The organism is Marinoscillum sp. 108 (assembly GCF_902506655.1).
Lineage (GTDB): Bacteria > Bacteroidota > Bacteroidia > Cytophagales > Cyclobacteriaceae > Marinoscillum > Marinoscillum luteum.
Map to the genome: position 1 here is coordinate 1,990,027 of NZ_LR734808.1, position 16,267 is coordinate 2,006,293.

Sequence of the window (16,267 nt, forward strand, 5' to 3'; positions counted from 1 at the left end):
TCATTTTGGGTTGGCAATGGGGTTGGTACTCAATATAATCATTTGCATTGAAAGTATCCTTACAATTTAGACGAGAGGCCTAGTTTGCAGAGAGCCTAAACATGAGCACATCATGGCCAGGAATACTCGCTTTGAGTACTTTTTTAGTGGTCCCCTGCTGCTTCCCGGACCATACATTCAATAAGTCATAAGTGTTTCGGGTAAAATCAAAGGTATAGTCAAAATCAGGATCTTTCATTGGATTTGATTTCCAATCAAAATTAAGGTCCAATGGCTCCACAGCTCGGTTCAAGAAACAAACTGCCAGGTCTCCTTTTGCCAGAGGCTTCACCCACACTTCAAAATTTTCATCATCAATGTGCTTAAATGCCTGAATTCCCAGAGTATCCTGATCGATCGCTATCACTTCCTTATTCGTGAGGATAGCGATGGTCTCCGGGGACATATTCCGAAGGTCGTTACCGGCTATGAGCGGTGCAGCCATCATGGCCCAGAGCGAAAAGTGCGCACGATCTTCATTCACGGTCATTCCATTGCCTATCTCCATCATATCCGGATCATTCCAATGGTCTGGCCCCGCATACTTTCTAATGTCCTTTCTCATATCCAGGATCTGAAGCACTCCCCAGCTGGACCATGTACCGTGGTTATATTCACAGTCGAAGCAGTTGTAGATATCTCCGGTAGTGCGCCACAGGTGACCAATGGGCCCAGCCCACTCCCAGGGCTGATTGTCTCCCCACTCACATATACTCAGTACTATCGGCCTTCCTGCTTCATACAGGGCATCTCTCATGGTCAGATAAGCGCCCTCAGCTTTGAGTCCTTCTGTATTACACCAGTCATATTTCAGATAATCCACACCCCAGCTGGCGTACCGCTGTGCATCCTGATACTCACGCCCCCTGCTGCCGGGCCGACCACCACACGTTTGCCATCCGGCATCCGAGTAGATCCCAAACTTCAGGCCTTTAGAATGTATGTAGTCTGCAAGCGCCTTTATACCGGAAGGAAACCTGACCGGATCGGGCTGGATGAACCCAAGGCTATCCCGTTCACCATGCCAGCAGTCATCGATCACGATGTATTCATAACCAGCATCTTTGAGTCCACTCGCCACCATGGCATCTGCGGTCTCCCTGATGAGACTTTCGGTCACATCACAAGAAAATTTATTCCAACTGTTCCACCCCATAGGAGGAGTAAGCGCCAGTCCGTCAAACTTCTGGGCACCTGCCAGAAACACGCTCAGGGTAAATATTATTGACAAGGTAGTTTTCATGGTCTCTTGAAAATTGCTGGTTGATCTAATGACACTTATTGATCTGTTCTAAAAGGCACCGCAGGTAAGCCTTCCTTGTTGTACAGATTACAGGCAGGATTGTCCGCCCAGGCATATCTGACATACTCAGGGTTGGCAATCTGATCATTCCAGACCACCACCTGGTCGCCTTCTATTTTGGCTTCTGCCCAGACAAACTGCTTGTCGGCACCCGCTATAGCGAAACCCACAGGATCCCCAGAAGTGGTCATCAAACCACTACCCACCTGATCGAAACTGAGAATGATGCGGTCTCCCTGTATTTCCTGTGAACTAAAAGATGGCCCTGAAAAAACAACCTCCTCATTGAAAACCACTTTGCGCGCCGCAGCCCATAGTCTCCTACCAACATCCTGCTTGTTTCTGGGGTGAATGTCATTGGCCTCCCCAATATCTATGATGGTAGCCATTCCGGTATTGGGCAACTGTAGTGCCTGAGTCTGAGCTTCGCGAAGTTCGGCCCACTGACTCTCCTGTGGCAGATCTTTTCTTTCCATAAAATTGGCTAACTGAACAAAGAGGAAAGGAAAATTGCCCTGACGCCAGCGAATCCTCCAGTCTTCGATCATGGCCTCAAAGAGCTCATTGTAAAGGTGGGGTTTATCAGCATTGCTTTCCCCCTGGTACCATATAGCTCCGCGAATGCCATAGCCCGCTATTGGCTGAATCATGCCATTATACAACACTCCCGGCTTCCAGTTGAACCGCTCCACTTTCGGCATGGCCGGTTCAAGGGTATTAGAGTACTTCCATTCTCCCTCAAGGCTCTGCTTCTTACCAGATGCCTCCAGCCACATCTCTCCAGATCGACCGATCCACACCCTGTTATCCCAACTGTTGCTGGCACGAATGGCAATCACATTATCTCCCTTTCGGGCAATATCCGGAGATATCTCCACTATCCCTGTGCTGTCCTGCCAGCTTTCTTTTGATACCAATTGTCCATTCATAAAAACCGAACACAGCTGGGTAATCTCACCCATATAGAGCCGCACTCCCTTGGCAGACTTCAAATTGACATGCTTTCTCACCCACACAAAATCCATAATAGGCTCCTTGTTGGGCAATGAGACCGTCTTCCACGCTGAATCATCATACTCCACCAAATGAGCTCCCAAAGACATGAAAGAGGTTTCATCCCCAATCAACTCCCATTTAAGCTTTTCTCTATCATCATTGGCCTTCTTCAGTGCTTCCCAATCTATAGTAGCATCCAGCATTTCGGCTGCTGTCTTTTCATACCCGGGCACTTCCAATAAGCGCTCGGCTGAGGTCCAGGCCTCAGCAGGAGTGCCGCCCCAGTTGCTCTGGATCAGCCCCACGGGTACACCTTTCTCCAGGTGATTACTCTTGGCAAAGAACCATCCTACAGCGGAAATATCTGCAGCGGTTTTCGGGCCCGCGACTCTCCACTCTCCTCCACTGATATTATCCTGAGGTGATAAAGCCAGTTCTCTGGGTACATCAAAAAATCTGATCTGAGGATAGTCACTATCCGCGATCTCAGCTTCCCAGTTATTAATCTTTCCCCCTAGCTTCCACTCCATATTGGACTGGCCACCAGCCACCCACACATCACCAAACCACACATCTGTCAGCTCTATCCGAGTGGATGCCTTCACCGCTACGGTATAGGGCCCTCCTGCTACATGAGAAGGGTAAAGAACCTCCCATTTGCCTTCCGGACTTGTTTTGGTAGTCACGGCAAATCCATCAACCTCTACAGATATCTGCTCATTAGGTGCTGCCCATCCCCAAAATCTAACATTTTGATCGCGCTGGAGCACCATATGATCCCCGAAGACCTGAGGTAGCACAAGCTGAGCCTCAGCCCATGAGGGCATCACAAGCATAAAAATTACGATGGTTAAAGGTCTGAACAATCTGATCATGGCTGTAAGCTATTACTTATCACTACTCTTTAGGGCTTTTCCTCGCTTGTAAGGGTTATTCATGTCTTTCTCAAAGTAAGTCAAAGGGTCTTCGTCAAACTTCTGAAAGTCCGGTACACTGGGGTGCCCGGCATAGGGAGCGTAATGGTGTGTGGTGTTGGCATTGCGCCATACCAGCACCCATGCAATGTCTATTTCCTGGTCGTTGGCTTTGATGGGGTTCAGAATAATCTCCGTAAACCAATCGGGCTTAGTCACACCCTCCAGGCCCGTCTCTGTCAAGGCTGCCACTTTTCCTTTTTCCCGGGCTATTTTAGTAATTAGTTTGAGGCTCTGAATGAAATTTTCCTGCTGCTCCGGGGTATTCGGGCCACCAATGCGGCCTACATCTCCATAGTTATCTATGCCAATGATGTCTACATACTCATCACCAGGATACCCATACAGGTAATTCTGCTCAGGAATGGTATCTAACCGCAGGCGGCTCCTGTCTGGTGAAAAGGCATAAAGCAAGTGATGGATGTTCTTTTCATTTTTGAGGTAATCAACTGTAAACTGAAAAAGCGCTATGTACTCTGCTTCAGTGCAGTTGCCTTTTCCCCACCAAAACCAGTCTCCATTATGCTCATGCCAGGGTCTGAATACGATGGGAATTCGTGTGAATGTAGTTCGCATGCCCTCGAGCATCTCGGCCAGCAAATCCAGTTGCTCTACAAATTCGGCATGTTTGGATCCTCCCGGCAAAATATCCGCCACCGACGGGGTTTTATCCCAACTGTTAGTACCAGTAGTCAGGTTGTCCAGATGCCAGGAAAGGGTATTGATCGTACCCATTTTGTAAGCCTTCTTTATCCATGTCTTCATATTACTGAAACGGATGTCATCCAGGTTGCTTTCGCGATCCAGACGGCTTCCCACATCCCAGCCATGCACCGCCGGGAAGCTTCCAGCGGTTTCCTTCACATCCGAACGTCCCTCCTCGGCCTTCCAGCCCACTCCATAGGCCTGATCATCCTGATGACCAAACATGAAGCCTTGTGAGGAAATCGCATGCAAATTGGTAAGTAGGTTTCGCGTTTTTTTGGTGGCCTTTTGATCAATAGGCGTCTGGGCAGATAATGATAACCCAAGCAATAGAAAAGATAGGTATGAAATGCGCTTTTTGTAGTTCATCGCTGGTTAATAGTCACTGAAAATATTTCAAAATGAATGATCCAATGCTCCGCTTTCATATGAAGTTTCAAAAAAAAGAGCCATCGAATGGCTCTTCTTTTAAAAGGTAAGTATGAAGAGGATACTATCGTATCAACTATGCTAATATTATCAATAACAATTGCGCTTTATAATTTATGAACATTTGATCCCTCTATTAAAGCCTTTTGATACGCTGACCACACCGTGAAAGCAAAATAACCGATGCCCAAAGCTCCTTTCAGGGCAAGCGCTCGTACAGTTCCAGCAGTGCGCGACCATTGTGGTAGGGGCATTTCCAGGGGCCCGCTTTGTCTTCATCCAAAACCACCTGCCCGGTCCTGGTCACTCTCCAGTGCCACTCGCCTTTTGGATCAATGAGCCTGGTTTTGATGAAACTCCAGGTTTTCTCAGCTTCCCTGAGATAACGCTCTTCTCCACTGATCTGCCAGGCATTGATCAAACCCACCAATGCCTCCGCCTGTGGCCACCAATGCTTGTCCGTATCTGTCAACCCCTCCGGGCCAGCTTCATTCATCAGACCACCATCATCGTCCATGCCCTCCAAAGATGCGTCAGTCATCTTCAGCGCCAACGCCCTGGTAGAGGAAATAAGACCCGAATCCTGATGCACCTCAGCTGCCTCACACAAGAGCCAGCTCCCTTCTATGTCATGACCAAAGGATACTTCGTGCGATTGTAGCTCCCATTGATCATTGAAGAATAAATGGAAATGATTGGTGTCCGAAATAAACTTTGTGGACATTAACTCCACCAGGTTCTGAAGGGCTTTTTTCAAAGGTTCATGCTCCCACACCATCAGCAGATTGGTATAGGCTTCCAACACATGCAGATGCGTATTCATGGTCTTGGTAGCATTCATGTCCTTGTCACTCAGGCGAACGTCAGACAGTACCCCCCACTGGCGATCGAAAGCTTCAAAATATCCGTTGTCCTGTTTATCCAGACTGTGGGTTTCCAATAGGTTAAACAAGGTCACAGCGTGCTCCAAAGCCTGACCTTGTGGAGCTATTTTATGGTATTCACTAAAGGCATAAATCGCAAACGCCTGGGCATACACCTGCTTTTTATCATTGGAAACATGCCCTGTATGATCCAGCGTCCAATAGACCCCTCCGAACTCTGGATCCATAAAATGCTCTACGATGTACTGATATGCCCTGTCAGCAACCTTTTTATGCTCGCTGTTTTGAGTGACCTGATAAGCCGCAGAAAAGGTCCACAAGATTCGCGTGTTGAGAATGATGGCCTTATCCGCCTTTGGGTGGAGCTGGTCATGGCCGTCAATGCGCCCATAAAATCCTCCCCACTCCTCATCCACCATCCTGCTCTGCCAAAAATCCAGAACATTTTCATTCAGGACTTTATAGAGTTCGCTTTTTACAATCATTCTTCTCTATCACTTCCTTCAGACCCTACCTACCTTTTCAAGCAATTTTTTGGTGGCTTTGATGCCGTCTGCCTCGGACAATACGTTCCCTTCATATTCCACACCCACGTAGCCTGTAAACCCGGCATCCTTCACAATTTTCATCATGCGCTCATAATCAGTATGGGTCTCATTGCCTTCCTGATCAAAGTCATGAGACTTGGCACTCACACCTTTGGCAAACGGCATAAGTTCTTTCACACCCTGATAGCGGTCATACTCTCTGATGCAGTTGCCATGTCCACCTTCTACACAGAAGTTGCCAAAATCAGGAAGGGTACCACAATAATCGCTGGCCACTTCCGCAATCACGCTACTGAGCCATTGACCATCGGACGAATAACCACCGTGATTCTCCACGATCACATTAATTCCGTTATCCTGACCATAGGCCGTCAGTCTGCCCAGCCCGTCTATGGCAGCCGCTTTCACTTCTTCGGCAGTACCATTGCCAGCTGCATTCACGCGAATGGAGTGACATCCGAGGGTCTTCGCGGCATCCACCCAACCATAGTGATTTTCCACCGCCTGGGTTCGTGCCGCTTCATCAGTATCGCCCAGATTGCCTTCCCGGTCACACATGATCATTAAACTTTTCACCCCTTGATCGTCACATTGCTTTCTCAAATCCTTCCAGAATTGAAGGTCATTCTTCTTTGAGTAATAGAAGACATTCACATACTCCACCGCATTGATCCCGAAATCCCTTTTGGCAATTGTGGGGAAATCAACGGGATTGAGTACCCCCTGCAAAACTTTGTCGGGATGTTCATCCCATAGCTTTCCGAAATTTTCCCATGAGCTCAGTCCTTCACCAAAAAATGATTTATGTAAAGACCACTGGGCCAATGAGATATTGAAAAATAGCGCTGCCGCTTTTTCTTCTGAAGACGCCTCGGCTGACTGCTCCTTTTTACCAGGGCCACAAGCAGATACAAGATTAGCACCTCCAAATAAGGCAAGTCCGGTGCTGGCTGCACCTAGGGTTTTAATTACATTTCGTCGATTGGATTTCATTCTTTTGATGGGTTTATGGAAAATTTGATTTCGTTTATTCCGAGTTGGTACGCACCTTCGGAGGATTTCAATATAAAGTATAAATCGTAAGTCCCGCTGGTATTCAACTCCATTCTTGCTTCTCTACCGGACTGGACCGGGTTCAAACCCACCTTGCCGGCCAATGGGCCATCGGGGGTATCCAGGTACAGAGCTATTTCAACAGGAGCCACGGTTTCGTTAGCCTCTGAGAAGAAATAAGCCACGGATAAGCTACTGATGTTGGTAAGATCTACGCCACGATAAACCATAGTGGGATTGCTACCACTATTCACCACAAATCGGGCATCTCCATTCTCTACAGGCCCCACAATGGATAGATCAATCAGCTCATCTGCCTGCTCCGCCTGTAGCACAGGTATGGACAGTGTTTTTTCTATGGTGCCTGTAAGCTTATCCACTCCGGGATTTCCATCATCTGTATAAGAAGCAGAAATACGAAGGTGTTCGTCAGTCATGCCCGTAGTGCTCAATCTCCCTTTCACACCAATAGACTCAAATTCATCCTCCACCGGATCATTGACTGAAAAGATATAGTCCACGATCTGTTTGGCAGCTGCCATGCTAAAGTCCGGGTGGCCGATCATCATACCATCGCCCCATACGCCACTTCCTCCATTGATGATCTTCTTTGCCAGAAGCTCTATGGCAATGTAATCCTGGTCATATTTCTCTGCGATCTGATAAAAGCTTGGCCCAATGGACTGTTCGTCTAGCTTATGACAGCTCTTGCAATCACTCGCCTGGATCAACTGAAGCCCTGGAGCCAACCCTTTGGTGTTTTCGGCATCCAATGCGGCCAGACTTGCAGGTGCCCTGTTGTCACTTCCGTTGTATTTGGATAACCCTACCGTCACCCGGTCGGGCGCAATCCCATCACCGAGGATTCCATCCTCAACGTCTGTCACCAGTACCTCATAAACCACCGGCCGGCCTGGCCAGTAGAAGGATTGATTATCAGCAAATTGTATAGACACCTGCGGAGCGGTATTGCCGGCAATCACCTGCATCTGATCGGTGGATGTGGCACCGTGCTCATCTCTGGTCAGTAGCTGTACTTCATAAGTTCCTGCTTTGGTCAGGTTGATCTCATTCAGATCTCCCTCCAGGCTAAAGTTTTCAGGCCCGGTAACCTGCCAGCTGTGCGCAAGCTGGGCCCGGTCGTCCGGATCAGAGGATTCTTTAGCAGAAAGCATCAGCTTTAAAGGCAATGCTCCATTGGTCACCGTCTCCGCAATACGGGCTACCGGCGGACGGTTACCATTGATAAAATGAAGCTTGATCAGCTTAGAGTCGCGGTTGTCCGTAAAATAGCCAATGCCATACTCCAGCACATAAAGTGCTCCGTCCGGGCCAAAAGCCATGTCAATAGGCGAGGCTAAAGTGGTCTGATCCAGGAATGGCTCTATGGACAGGAAATTGCCTTCTTTATCTTGCGAAACCACCTTGATCCAATCCCTCGCCCAGTCGAATGCGAAAAGTTTGTGATGGAAATATTCTGGGAATTCATACCCGTGTCTCCGGGTATTGTCATAATCATACACCTCGCCAACTCCCACAGATCGTGAGCCTTTCCCCACGCCGGGAAACTGCGCTGTCTCATCGAAAGTATAATACACCATGGCAGGCACCGCCGGAGGCAAATTCACAGCGCCCGTATTATTCACAGAAGTGTTCCTGGGAGCAGATGGATCGAACCGTGGGCCCAATTCGCCAGTTTCAAAATCATAATCGGCATACGCCAGGTTATTGGCATTGAAATAAGGCCAACCATAATTGCCCGGCCGGGTGGCAAAATTAATTTCGTCATGAGCTGTAGGCCCGCGTTCAGAAGTTACGTTACCATCAGGGCCCACATCTCCCCAGTAGAGCCATCCTTTGTCTTGATTGATCGCCACTGTAAAGGGATTTCTGGCCCCCATAACGTAAATCTCTGGCAGGCCTTCGGTGGTATCTTGGGGAAACAAATTGCCCTCCGGAATGGTGTACGTACCGTCTTTCTCAGGGTGGATTCTCAGGATTTTGCCTCTTTTATCCATCGTATTGGAAGATGACTTTTGCGAATCAAAAGCCGAGCGACCAGGTCGTTCATCGAGTGGAGTAAAGCCATCTGACGCTCGGGAGAAGGTATTATCTCCTGTAGCGATGTACAAATTTCCTTCACGATCAAACTCCAGGTCACCTGCCGAATGGCAGCACTCATCCCGCTGAGTGGGGATTTCTATAATGACCTTCTCGGAATCCCTATCGAATCCTTCCGAAGTGAAACAAAACCGTGAAACATGCTGCTTGGGCTCATCGCCAGGCGGCGAATAAAATACATACGCCCAGTGGTTTTCTTTATAATTGGGATCCAATACCATACCCAGCAGGCCATCCTCCTCCCCGGTGTACACCTCCAGCTTATCTATTTCTTCTGACTGGCCGGTACCCGGATCATACCTGTTGATAGTACCCTTTCGCTCGATCCAATACACCACGGAGTTTTCCGTCACCACCAGGGCCATGGGCTCCCGCAAGGGTGCCACCAGCACCTCGCGCACCAGTCGATCCATCCCAGGCCTGACCCTGGTCTTTGCTCTGGAATAATCTGGAAATGAGATGCCCAAAGCAGGATTTTCTTCGCATTGAATTTGCGCTGTTTTGCTTTCCAAAAACCCTGTGATCTGTCCCCAGTTGTAGATGGTATCCCTGCAACTAAAGGTCACGAGTCCGCCAGCTTCCAGGTAGCGCTCGATGTATGAGCGCTCGTCGAAGCCCAGATCCGTCACTGGCGTGCCCAGGTATAAGTGACTCGCCTTAGTCAGTATTTTCTCATCCAGCTTCTCCACATTCGTCACAGAATCAAATGCCTCTGTCTGCAAGGTTGACGCGTCGGGAGCCCGTATCACCAGCAGCGATTCCCTGCTTTGGCAACTGCCAATGACCCCTAAGCAGATGACACTTAACAGTAGGTTAGAATAATGGGATAGCCCTTTTTGACTCTTTTTACCTATTAGCATTCAACTCCATTTTTACTTTTTGCATGAACTTCTCGTCCAGCTTATACATTCTCATGAAGCCGAACGAAATCAGCGCCCCCAATCCGGCGATCACACTGATCATGAGTCTGATCCCTAAAAGTGCTTCAGTAGTCTGCTCTACATTGGGTTCAAAACCAAAACCAGCCAATAAATAGCCAGAAATAGCCCCTCCGATGGTCCACCCAAACTTCTGTGACATGGAAGAGGAAGAAAAGACCAATCCTGTGGCCCTTCGTCCCGTTTTCCACTCTGAGTAATCAGCAATATCGGCATACATAGACCATCCCAGCGGAAGGATTATGCCCGCAGAAATTCCAATAAAGACATTCAGAATAAAAATAAGCAATAGTTGATCGGGTTGTATAAAAAAGAACAAAAAGCTGAATGCCGCTGAAATAAGGGCTGCATAGCTGAAGGTGGTTTTCTTGCCAAATCTGGCCGCCATGGGCTTAGCCAGGAGTACTCCAATAATATTGGTGCCCAACCAGATAGACATGTATGCTGATGAAAGCACCGATGAGGTGACCTCATAGGAGGCACCAAAAAAGTCAAGGGTTTGATCCTTCACATAATACTTGAAATAGTAAAGAATGGAGCCATCGCGCAGGGAGTTGAAAATCAACACGAAAATATTGGCGCCCAGCATGATGAACCAGGGAAGGTTTTTCCCCAGATCCTTCAAATCATCTTTCAGGCTGTTCTTCTCCTCTTTTGGCGGTGCCAAGCGCTCCCGTGTCCACAGAAAGGTGAGCATAAACAACACCGCAGCCACCACCGCGTAGATGGAGATGGTAAACTGAAAGCCCGTAGCCTGGTCACTGTTTTGGCTAAAGTATTCTACCAGTGAATTGGCCGTAGCAGTCACAAACAACCCACCTGAGAAAGCTCCAATAAACCGCCAGGAAGCCAATGAAGTACGCTCCACACCATCATTGCTCATGACAGCCATCAGTGAGCCATAGGGCACATTGACCGCAGTGTACACCATCATCATGAGCGTATAGGTGACATACGCGTAGATGAGCTTACCATCTGCAGACAGATCTGGAGTAGAAAACGTCAACACCCCAATAATCCCAAACGGGATGGCGACAAAAAGCAAATAAGGTCTGAACTTCCCCCAGCGGGTCTTGGTGCGGTCAGAAATGAGCCCCATAATGGGGTCATTGAGGGCATCCCATACCCTGGTAACCAAAAACATGGTGCCCACAGCCGCTGCAGATATTCCGAAAACGTCGGTATAGAAGAACAGCAAAAACATGGAAAAAAGCTTCCAAAACATGGAGGAAGCAAAATCCCCAAAGCTGTAGGCAATTTTTTCCTTTAACCGGATGGGTTGGTTCAGATCATTCATGATGTTTATTTTAGACCATTGGCCTTCAGGAAAGCCAGGTTTCTGTCGATCAATTCATTTCGGGTTTGCACGCTGGTAGCTGAGCGAAGGCCATCTTCAGGGGTGTTTTTACAATAATCCACCAACTGCTCCACCGTGGAGGTGGCCACATGCATGCGTGTATCTGACGAAGCGTAATAGATGTACACTTCACCACTTTCTTTGGCAATCCAGCCATTGGTAAAAAGGACATTGGATACGTCACCCACACGCTCATCACTCAGTGGCCCCATGAAGTGACCCGCAGGCCTGTGGGTCACTTTGGATGGGTCCTCCAGGGCGGTCATGAACATGTATAGTACGTAGCGCAAACCAGCAGCAGTATTTCTTACACCATGGGCCAGATGGAGCCAGCCTTCGTTCGTTTTGATGGGTGGCGGGCCTTGACCGTTTTTCACTTCCTTGATGGTGTGGTAAATTTTCGGATCAATGATCTTCTCATCCCTTACACTGGCATTTTCCATACTGGACACAAGGCCCCAACCAATACCACCACCCTTTCCGGCATCAATGAATCCATCCTGCGGGCGGGTATAGAGCGCATACTTACCTTCCACAAATTCTGGATGAAGCACCACATTTCGTTGCTGGCTACCACCCGAATCCAGATCTGCCAGCCGCTCCCATGCGACCAAATCCCTGGTGCGGGCTATGCCGCACTTGGCTGTAGCCGCAGACTGATCTGCCTCCGAAGCACTGTGATCTCGTCTTTCTGTGCAAAAAAGACCATAAATCCAGCCATCCTCATGCCGGGTTAGCCGCATGTCATAGACATTGGTATCCGGCTCATGGGTCTCAGGCAGTGTAATCGGGTGATCCCAAAATCTGAAATTATCAATACCGTTTTCGCTCTCGGCCACTGCAAAAAATGACTTCCGATCATAGCCTTCCACCCGCACGACCAGGCAAAATTTACCATTGAATTCAATGGCGCCCGAATTAAAGGCCGCATTCATCCCCTGACGCTCCATCAGCATGGGATTGGTCTCGGGATTGAGGTCGTATCGCCAGTGGATTGGCGTATGTGCGGCGGTCAGTATCGGGTTTTTGTATCGCTGATAGACACCATTGGTATCGGCCGTCGGTTCATTTTTGATGCTAAGAAATGCTTCGTGATCGGCTATTAATTTCTTTATTTTATTGAAAGCGTCGCTCATAAAAAGTAATAGATGTAATGGTCTTATTTGTTATTTTTTTATAAAAAGGCACACTGAAGATGATACTTTTTCATCAGTCTGATCCATGCATTAATCATTTGGTACCTACATTTTAATCAATTGATGTGCTGTTCACGGAGGTTCTTATATCCCCTCAATCCAGCAACGACAGCATTTTGAGTGCATATCTTTCACCTAATTCTCTGACACCCTGAGAATCGAAATGAATACTGTCTGACTGGGCAGTGCACCCGCTCGATGGTATCACATGGGCAGTGGGAACTGTTTCAGGCAGCGTAGCAATAATCTCATTCATACTGGCGCACACCCCACCCTGATCTGCATGCACCACCTCTCCGGCCAGCAAAGGCACCGTTTCTGCATCCAAAGACAAATCAGTGAGCATGTTTTCATAGATGGTTTTCACATAAGTCGGCCATTGGCTATTGCCCGTATTGGTCTCTCCCTGATGTAATAAGATTCCTTTGATCACTCCATCCTTTTGTGCTTTTTTAGCCAAATCAATAAGACGCTGGTAGGGATTCCCTCCATAACCGGCAATCTTATTCTGAAACCAATCCTCGGGATAGGTATTGACATAATTCTGATACTGATCTTTGTCAAACAAGCGTATGTCACAGCCTCCAATCGCCACGGAGATAACGCCTACTCTGATGCTATCCGGGAGATGATCAGTCATCGTGCGCCCAAAATAATCTGCAGGAGACAGTCCTACACCGCACTGAGACAGGGGTGGTATGGCGGTATACCAGCGACCTTCAGTCCGGCCCGGATTAGTACAAGTCATAGGCTGCATCATCTGAAACCGCTCTTTTCCCACTCTGTCCTGTGATTCTATTTTGGCTGAACCTTCCATGTTCGATTGGCCGAAGCACAGATAGATATGAAAATTCGGATCAAGTGATATTACCTTCTCTGTAGGTGGGATCTCTGGTTCCTGCTCCATGTCCTCAGTTTTGTCGCACCCATAAAATGGCACGGACATCAGACTACTCAACAAAATCAAAATAGTCACATTCATTTTACGCATTTTCATCATTCTTACGATCTAAATAAGTCAATCGGCAAACTGCCTTCATAGTGTCAATTTGACTCAATTATTCATCGTCTGAAAAGTTCATCATCATTTCACACCCTTATTTTGATGAATTGATACACTTAAGCTCTGGTTCATTTCTAGTTTTGATTCAATCAAACTTATCTTAATACCTTCCTTTCCTCATGAACTTCTCCTGGGATAACAGCACCTGCATCATTTTCAAATGCGCTTCGGACATAGCTCAGAACATTTGCTATTTCATCATCAGAAAGGTTAGCAAAGGCAGGCATCTCTTGTTGGTAGGCCTGACCATTCACCTCGATTTTACCTGACAAGCCTTTAAGTAACACTTGTATCAACCTTGACTTATCACCTGTTACCCAATCTGTATCCTTCAATGGAGGATACAAGCCATTCACACCTTGCCCATTGGCCTGATGACATTGAATGCAATGCTTTCGGTAGACCGATTGGCCTTCAGAGATCTCATTACTATTTGCCTGAAAGTCCCACACCTCGTCCTCTATAGTGAGCGCCATGGAATCTTCCTTTAAAGTCAAAACCGGTAGCTGATCACTTAGCTTACGCTTCATCACTTCAGTTAAAACCTGAATGCGAAAAATCCGATCACTACCCTCAGGTAGAGAATCATACATCCATGGCTGAAGCTGTGGATGCCAATCCAGGTTACTGGTTGAAAGAAAAATATCACCGTTTTGGCTCACACACAGATCCCTTATTCTTCCAAAAACCTTTTGAAAAAAGATGTGTTCATCCAGTACTTCTGAGCCGTCTTCACTTAGGTTCAATACTCTCAAGGCACGACCCTTCAGATTAGCCACCAGCAGGCTGTTTCTCCACTCCGGAATGGCTGTATGATTATAATAGTCTATACCTGCTACAGCCACTGTTGGAGACCAGGAGAATATAGGTTCATTAACATTGCATACATGGCATGACTCTATTTCAGCTGGTAAATCACACTTCCCCTCGACCAAGGGCCATCCGTAATTCTCAGCTTTTTTGAGCAGGTTGATTTCGTCATCATTGTTCACCCCATGCTCAGAGCTGTAAAGCTGTCCTTTTTGGCCAAAAATCAAACCCTGAGGGTTGCGATGACCATAGGTCCATAGAGGGTTATTTGTAAAAGGATTGTTAGAAGGAATAGAACCATCCAGGTTGATCCGAAGCACTTTCCCGTTTAGGTGATTGATATCCTGGCTTAACTTCTTTTCACCTGCATCACCCATGGAGAAGAACAGTTTTTCATCTGAAGAAATAACCATTCTGGAGCCGTTATGATAGGTCATTCCGGGTATGCTATCCAGCAAAACAAAGGGTGACGTAAGCTTCTCATTGACATAAGAATACCTGACAATTCTGGATTTAATAGTGGAATCCACAGAAAATGCATAGTGCAAATAGACATAAGGATTGTCGCTAAAGGATGGGTGAATGGCCATACTTAATAGTCCCAGGGACTTTTTGTAAAGCACATCAGGGATCATCAGAATAACCCTCGTTTCACCTGTCTCAGGGTTCAGTCTGTTGACCATTCCATTCTGCTCAGTGAACCAAATCCATCCATCCGGTCCAACTGTAATTTCCCAGGGAACCTCGAGATTACCTCTTACCTCTGTGACCAGGAGCTCAGTGGAATCAAGTTTTAATTGAGCTGCAAACCCATTGGTCAACGAGTGCTTTTCGGGAGATTGACACCCTGGTAGGTTCATCAGAAGGATGAGAAAACAGCAATTAAGGAAAGTTCTCATTTTGATTCCTCCCAATATTGTTTCACTCGATTCAGGTCGTTTTTCATTGCTTCAAAGACGATGCCCTGATCACAGCTTAGCTGTCTGTGACCATGCTCAGCCCCGCCCAATGGATACTCCAGATGAAGAGAGACCGGTACTTCAATCTCATACTTTCTGATCAAACGGAAGAAGGCTGGAAAATCAACCATTCCCTCACCGATGGGTGTATTGACAAGGATCCATTTCCCTCCTATCTTTTCCCATTTAAAGTCTTTGAGCACTATGGATTTCACTTGACTTTGCACAAGCCTCAAACCATTTGGCCAGGAGACACCACCCTCCACTGTTGCATGCCTGATGTCATACTGTACCCCAAAGAATTTTGGGTCTGATAACTTCAGCAATTCATAAACTTCCCAAAGTGATGCGCCCACCAGATTGCCAGCATGATTTTGATAGCAAGCGATCAGACCTAGTCGCTCGTTTAGTACACCCAAGTCTGCTACCTGCTTCTGGAGTGATTGTAACTGGTCCATCATACTCACTTGCTGATCATAGCGAAACCAGTTCATTCGGTAAGTCTTAACCCCGAGAACAGCAGCCGTCTCTAGTACGCTTCTATCAACCGGGTCTAAGGCATCTTCTACAGCGGTGGTAATGGTCTCAAAACTGAGTCCTTCATTTCGAATTGCTGTAATCGCTTCAGGAAGATCCTTTTGCACATTGGCTGGCTCTACATGGCCATTAGGCCTCACTGTCAAATCCACTCCGTCAAACCCAATCATTTTCGCCACCTCTGCCATCCGTCCATAATTCAGAAACTGAAGGTGTTTAGAGAAGATGTTCACCTTCAAACTCCTTTCACCATTAAAAAGTGACATTGCCTGGGAAGGAAGTCCCAAAGCAATGCCACTAATCAAGCTTATGTTCTTTACAAATTGTCTTCTGTAGGTATTTGTCATGGTTTAGG

General features: G+C 47.3%; 11 protein-coding genes. All 11 read right to left on the minus strand.

Features of this window, described 5'->3' with window-relative positions; genetic code table 11:
• Positions 1–79: 79 nt before the first annotated feature.
• The 11 genes from GV030_RS08195 to GV030_RS08245 all read right to left on the minus strand — a co-directional run bounded on the left by GV030_RS08195 (position 80) and on the right by GV030_RS08245 (position 16,259).
• On the minus strand, positions 80–1,282 hold the full coding sequence (locus GV030_RS08195; protein ID WP_159581627.1) for a glycoside hydrolase family 27 protein: 1,203 nt from the start codon (positions 1,280–1,282) through the stop codon (positions 80–82).
• 35 nt (positions 1,283–1,317) lie between these two features.
• Positions 1,318–3,213: a sialate O-acetylesterase gene (locus tag GV030_RS08200; protein WP_159581629.1), complete on the minus strand. Its 1,896-nt coding sequence runs from the start codon at positions 3,211–3,213 to the stop codon at positions 1,318–1,320.
• Positions 3,214–3,225: 12 nt separating this feature from the next.
• Complete coding sequence (locus GV030_RS08205) at positions 3,226–4,386, minus strand: glycoside hydrolase family 26 protein (RefSeq protein ID WP_159581631.1); 1,161 nt, start codon at positions 4,384–4,386, stop codon at positions 3,226–3,228.
• A gap of 259 nt (positions 4,387–4,645) precedes the next feature.
• Positions 4,646–5,815: an AGE family epimerase/isomerase gene (locus GV030_RS08210; protein WP_159581633.1), complete on the minus strand. Its 1,170-nt coding sequence runs from the start codon at positions 5,813–5,815 to the stop codon at positions 4,646–4,648.
• An 18-nt stretch (positions 5,816–5,833) separates the two neighbouring features.
• Positions 5,834–6,871: a sugar phosphate isomerase/epimerase gene (locus tag GV030_RS08215; protein WP_159581635.1), complete on the minus strand. Its 1,038-nt coding sequence runs from the start codon at positions 6,869–6,871 to the stop codon at positions 5,834–5,836.
• Positions 6,868–9,912: a PQQ-dependent sugar dehydrogenase gene (locus GV030_RS08220; RefSeq protein WP_159581637.1), complete on the minus strand. Its 3,045-nt coding sequence runs from the start codon at positions 9,910–9,912 to the stop codon at positions 6,868–6,870. The genes GV030_RS08215 and GV030_RS08220 overlap by 4 nt, the downstream gene beginning before the upstream one ends.
• A complete protein-coding gene (locus tag GV030_RS08225) occupies positions 9,899–11,287 on the minus strand; it encodes an MFS transporter (RefSeq protein WP_159581639.1) in 1,389 nt (462 codons plus the stop codon). The genes GV030_RS08220 and GV030_RS08225 overlap by 14 nt, the downstream gene beginning before the upstream one ends.
• A 5-nt stretch (positions 11,288–11,292) precedes the next feature.
• Positions 11,293–12,483: a glycosidase gene (locus tag GV030_RS08230; RefSeq protein WP_159581641.1), complete on the minus strand. Its 1,191-nt coding sequence runs from the start codon at positions 12,481–12,483 to the stop codon at positions 11,293–11,295.
• A gap of 154 nt (positions 12,484–12,637) precedes the next feature.
• Complete coding sequence (locus GV030_RS08235) at positions 12,638–13,525, minus strand: sialate O-acetylesterase (protein WP_255465241.1); 888 nt, start codon at positions 13,523–13,525, stop codon at positions 12,638–12,640.
• A 176-nt stretch (positions 13,526–13,701) separates the two neighbouring features.
• Positions 13,702–15,315: a PQQ-dependent sugar dehydrogenase gene (locus tag GV030_RS08240; protein WP_255465243.1), complete on the minus strand. Its 1,614-nt coding sequence runs from the start codon at positions 15,313–15,315 to the stop codon at positions 13,702–13,704.
• Positions 15,312–16,259 carry a sugar phosphate isomerase/epimerase gene (locus GV030_RS08245; protein ID WP_159581643.1) on the minus strand — a complete coding sequence of 316 codons (948 nt, stop codon included), beginning with the start codon at positions 16,257–16,259 and terminating at the stop codon, positions 15,312–15,314. Before GV030_RS08245 ends, GV030_RS08240 begins: the two co-directional genes overlap by 4 nt.
• Between the last annotated feature and the right edge of the window lie 8 nt (positions 16,260–16,267).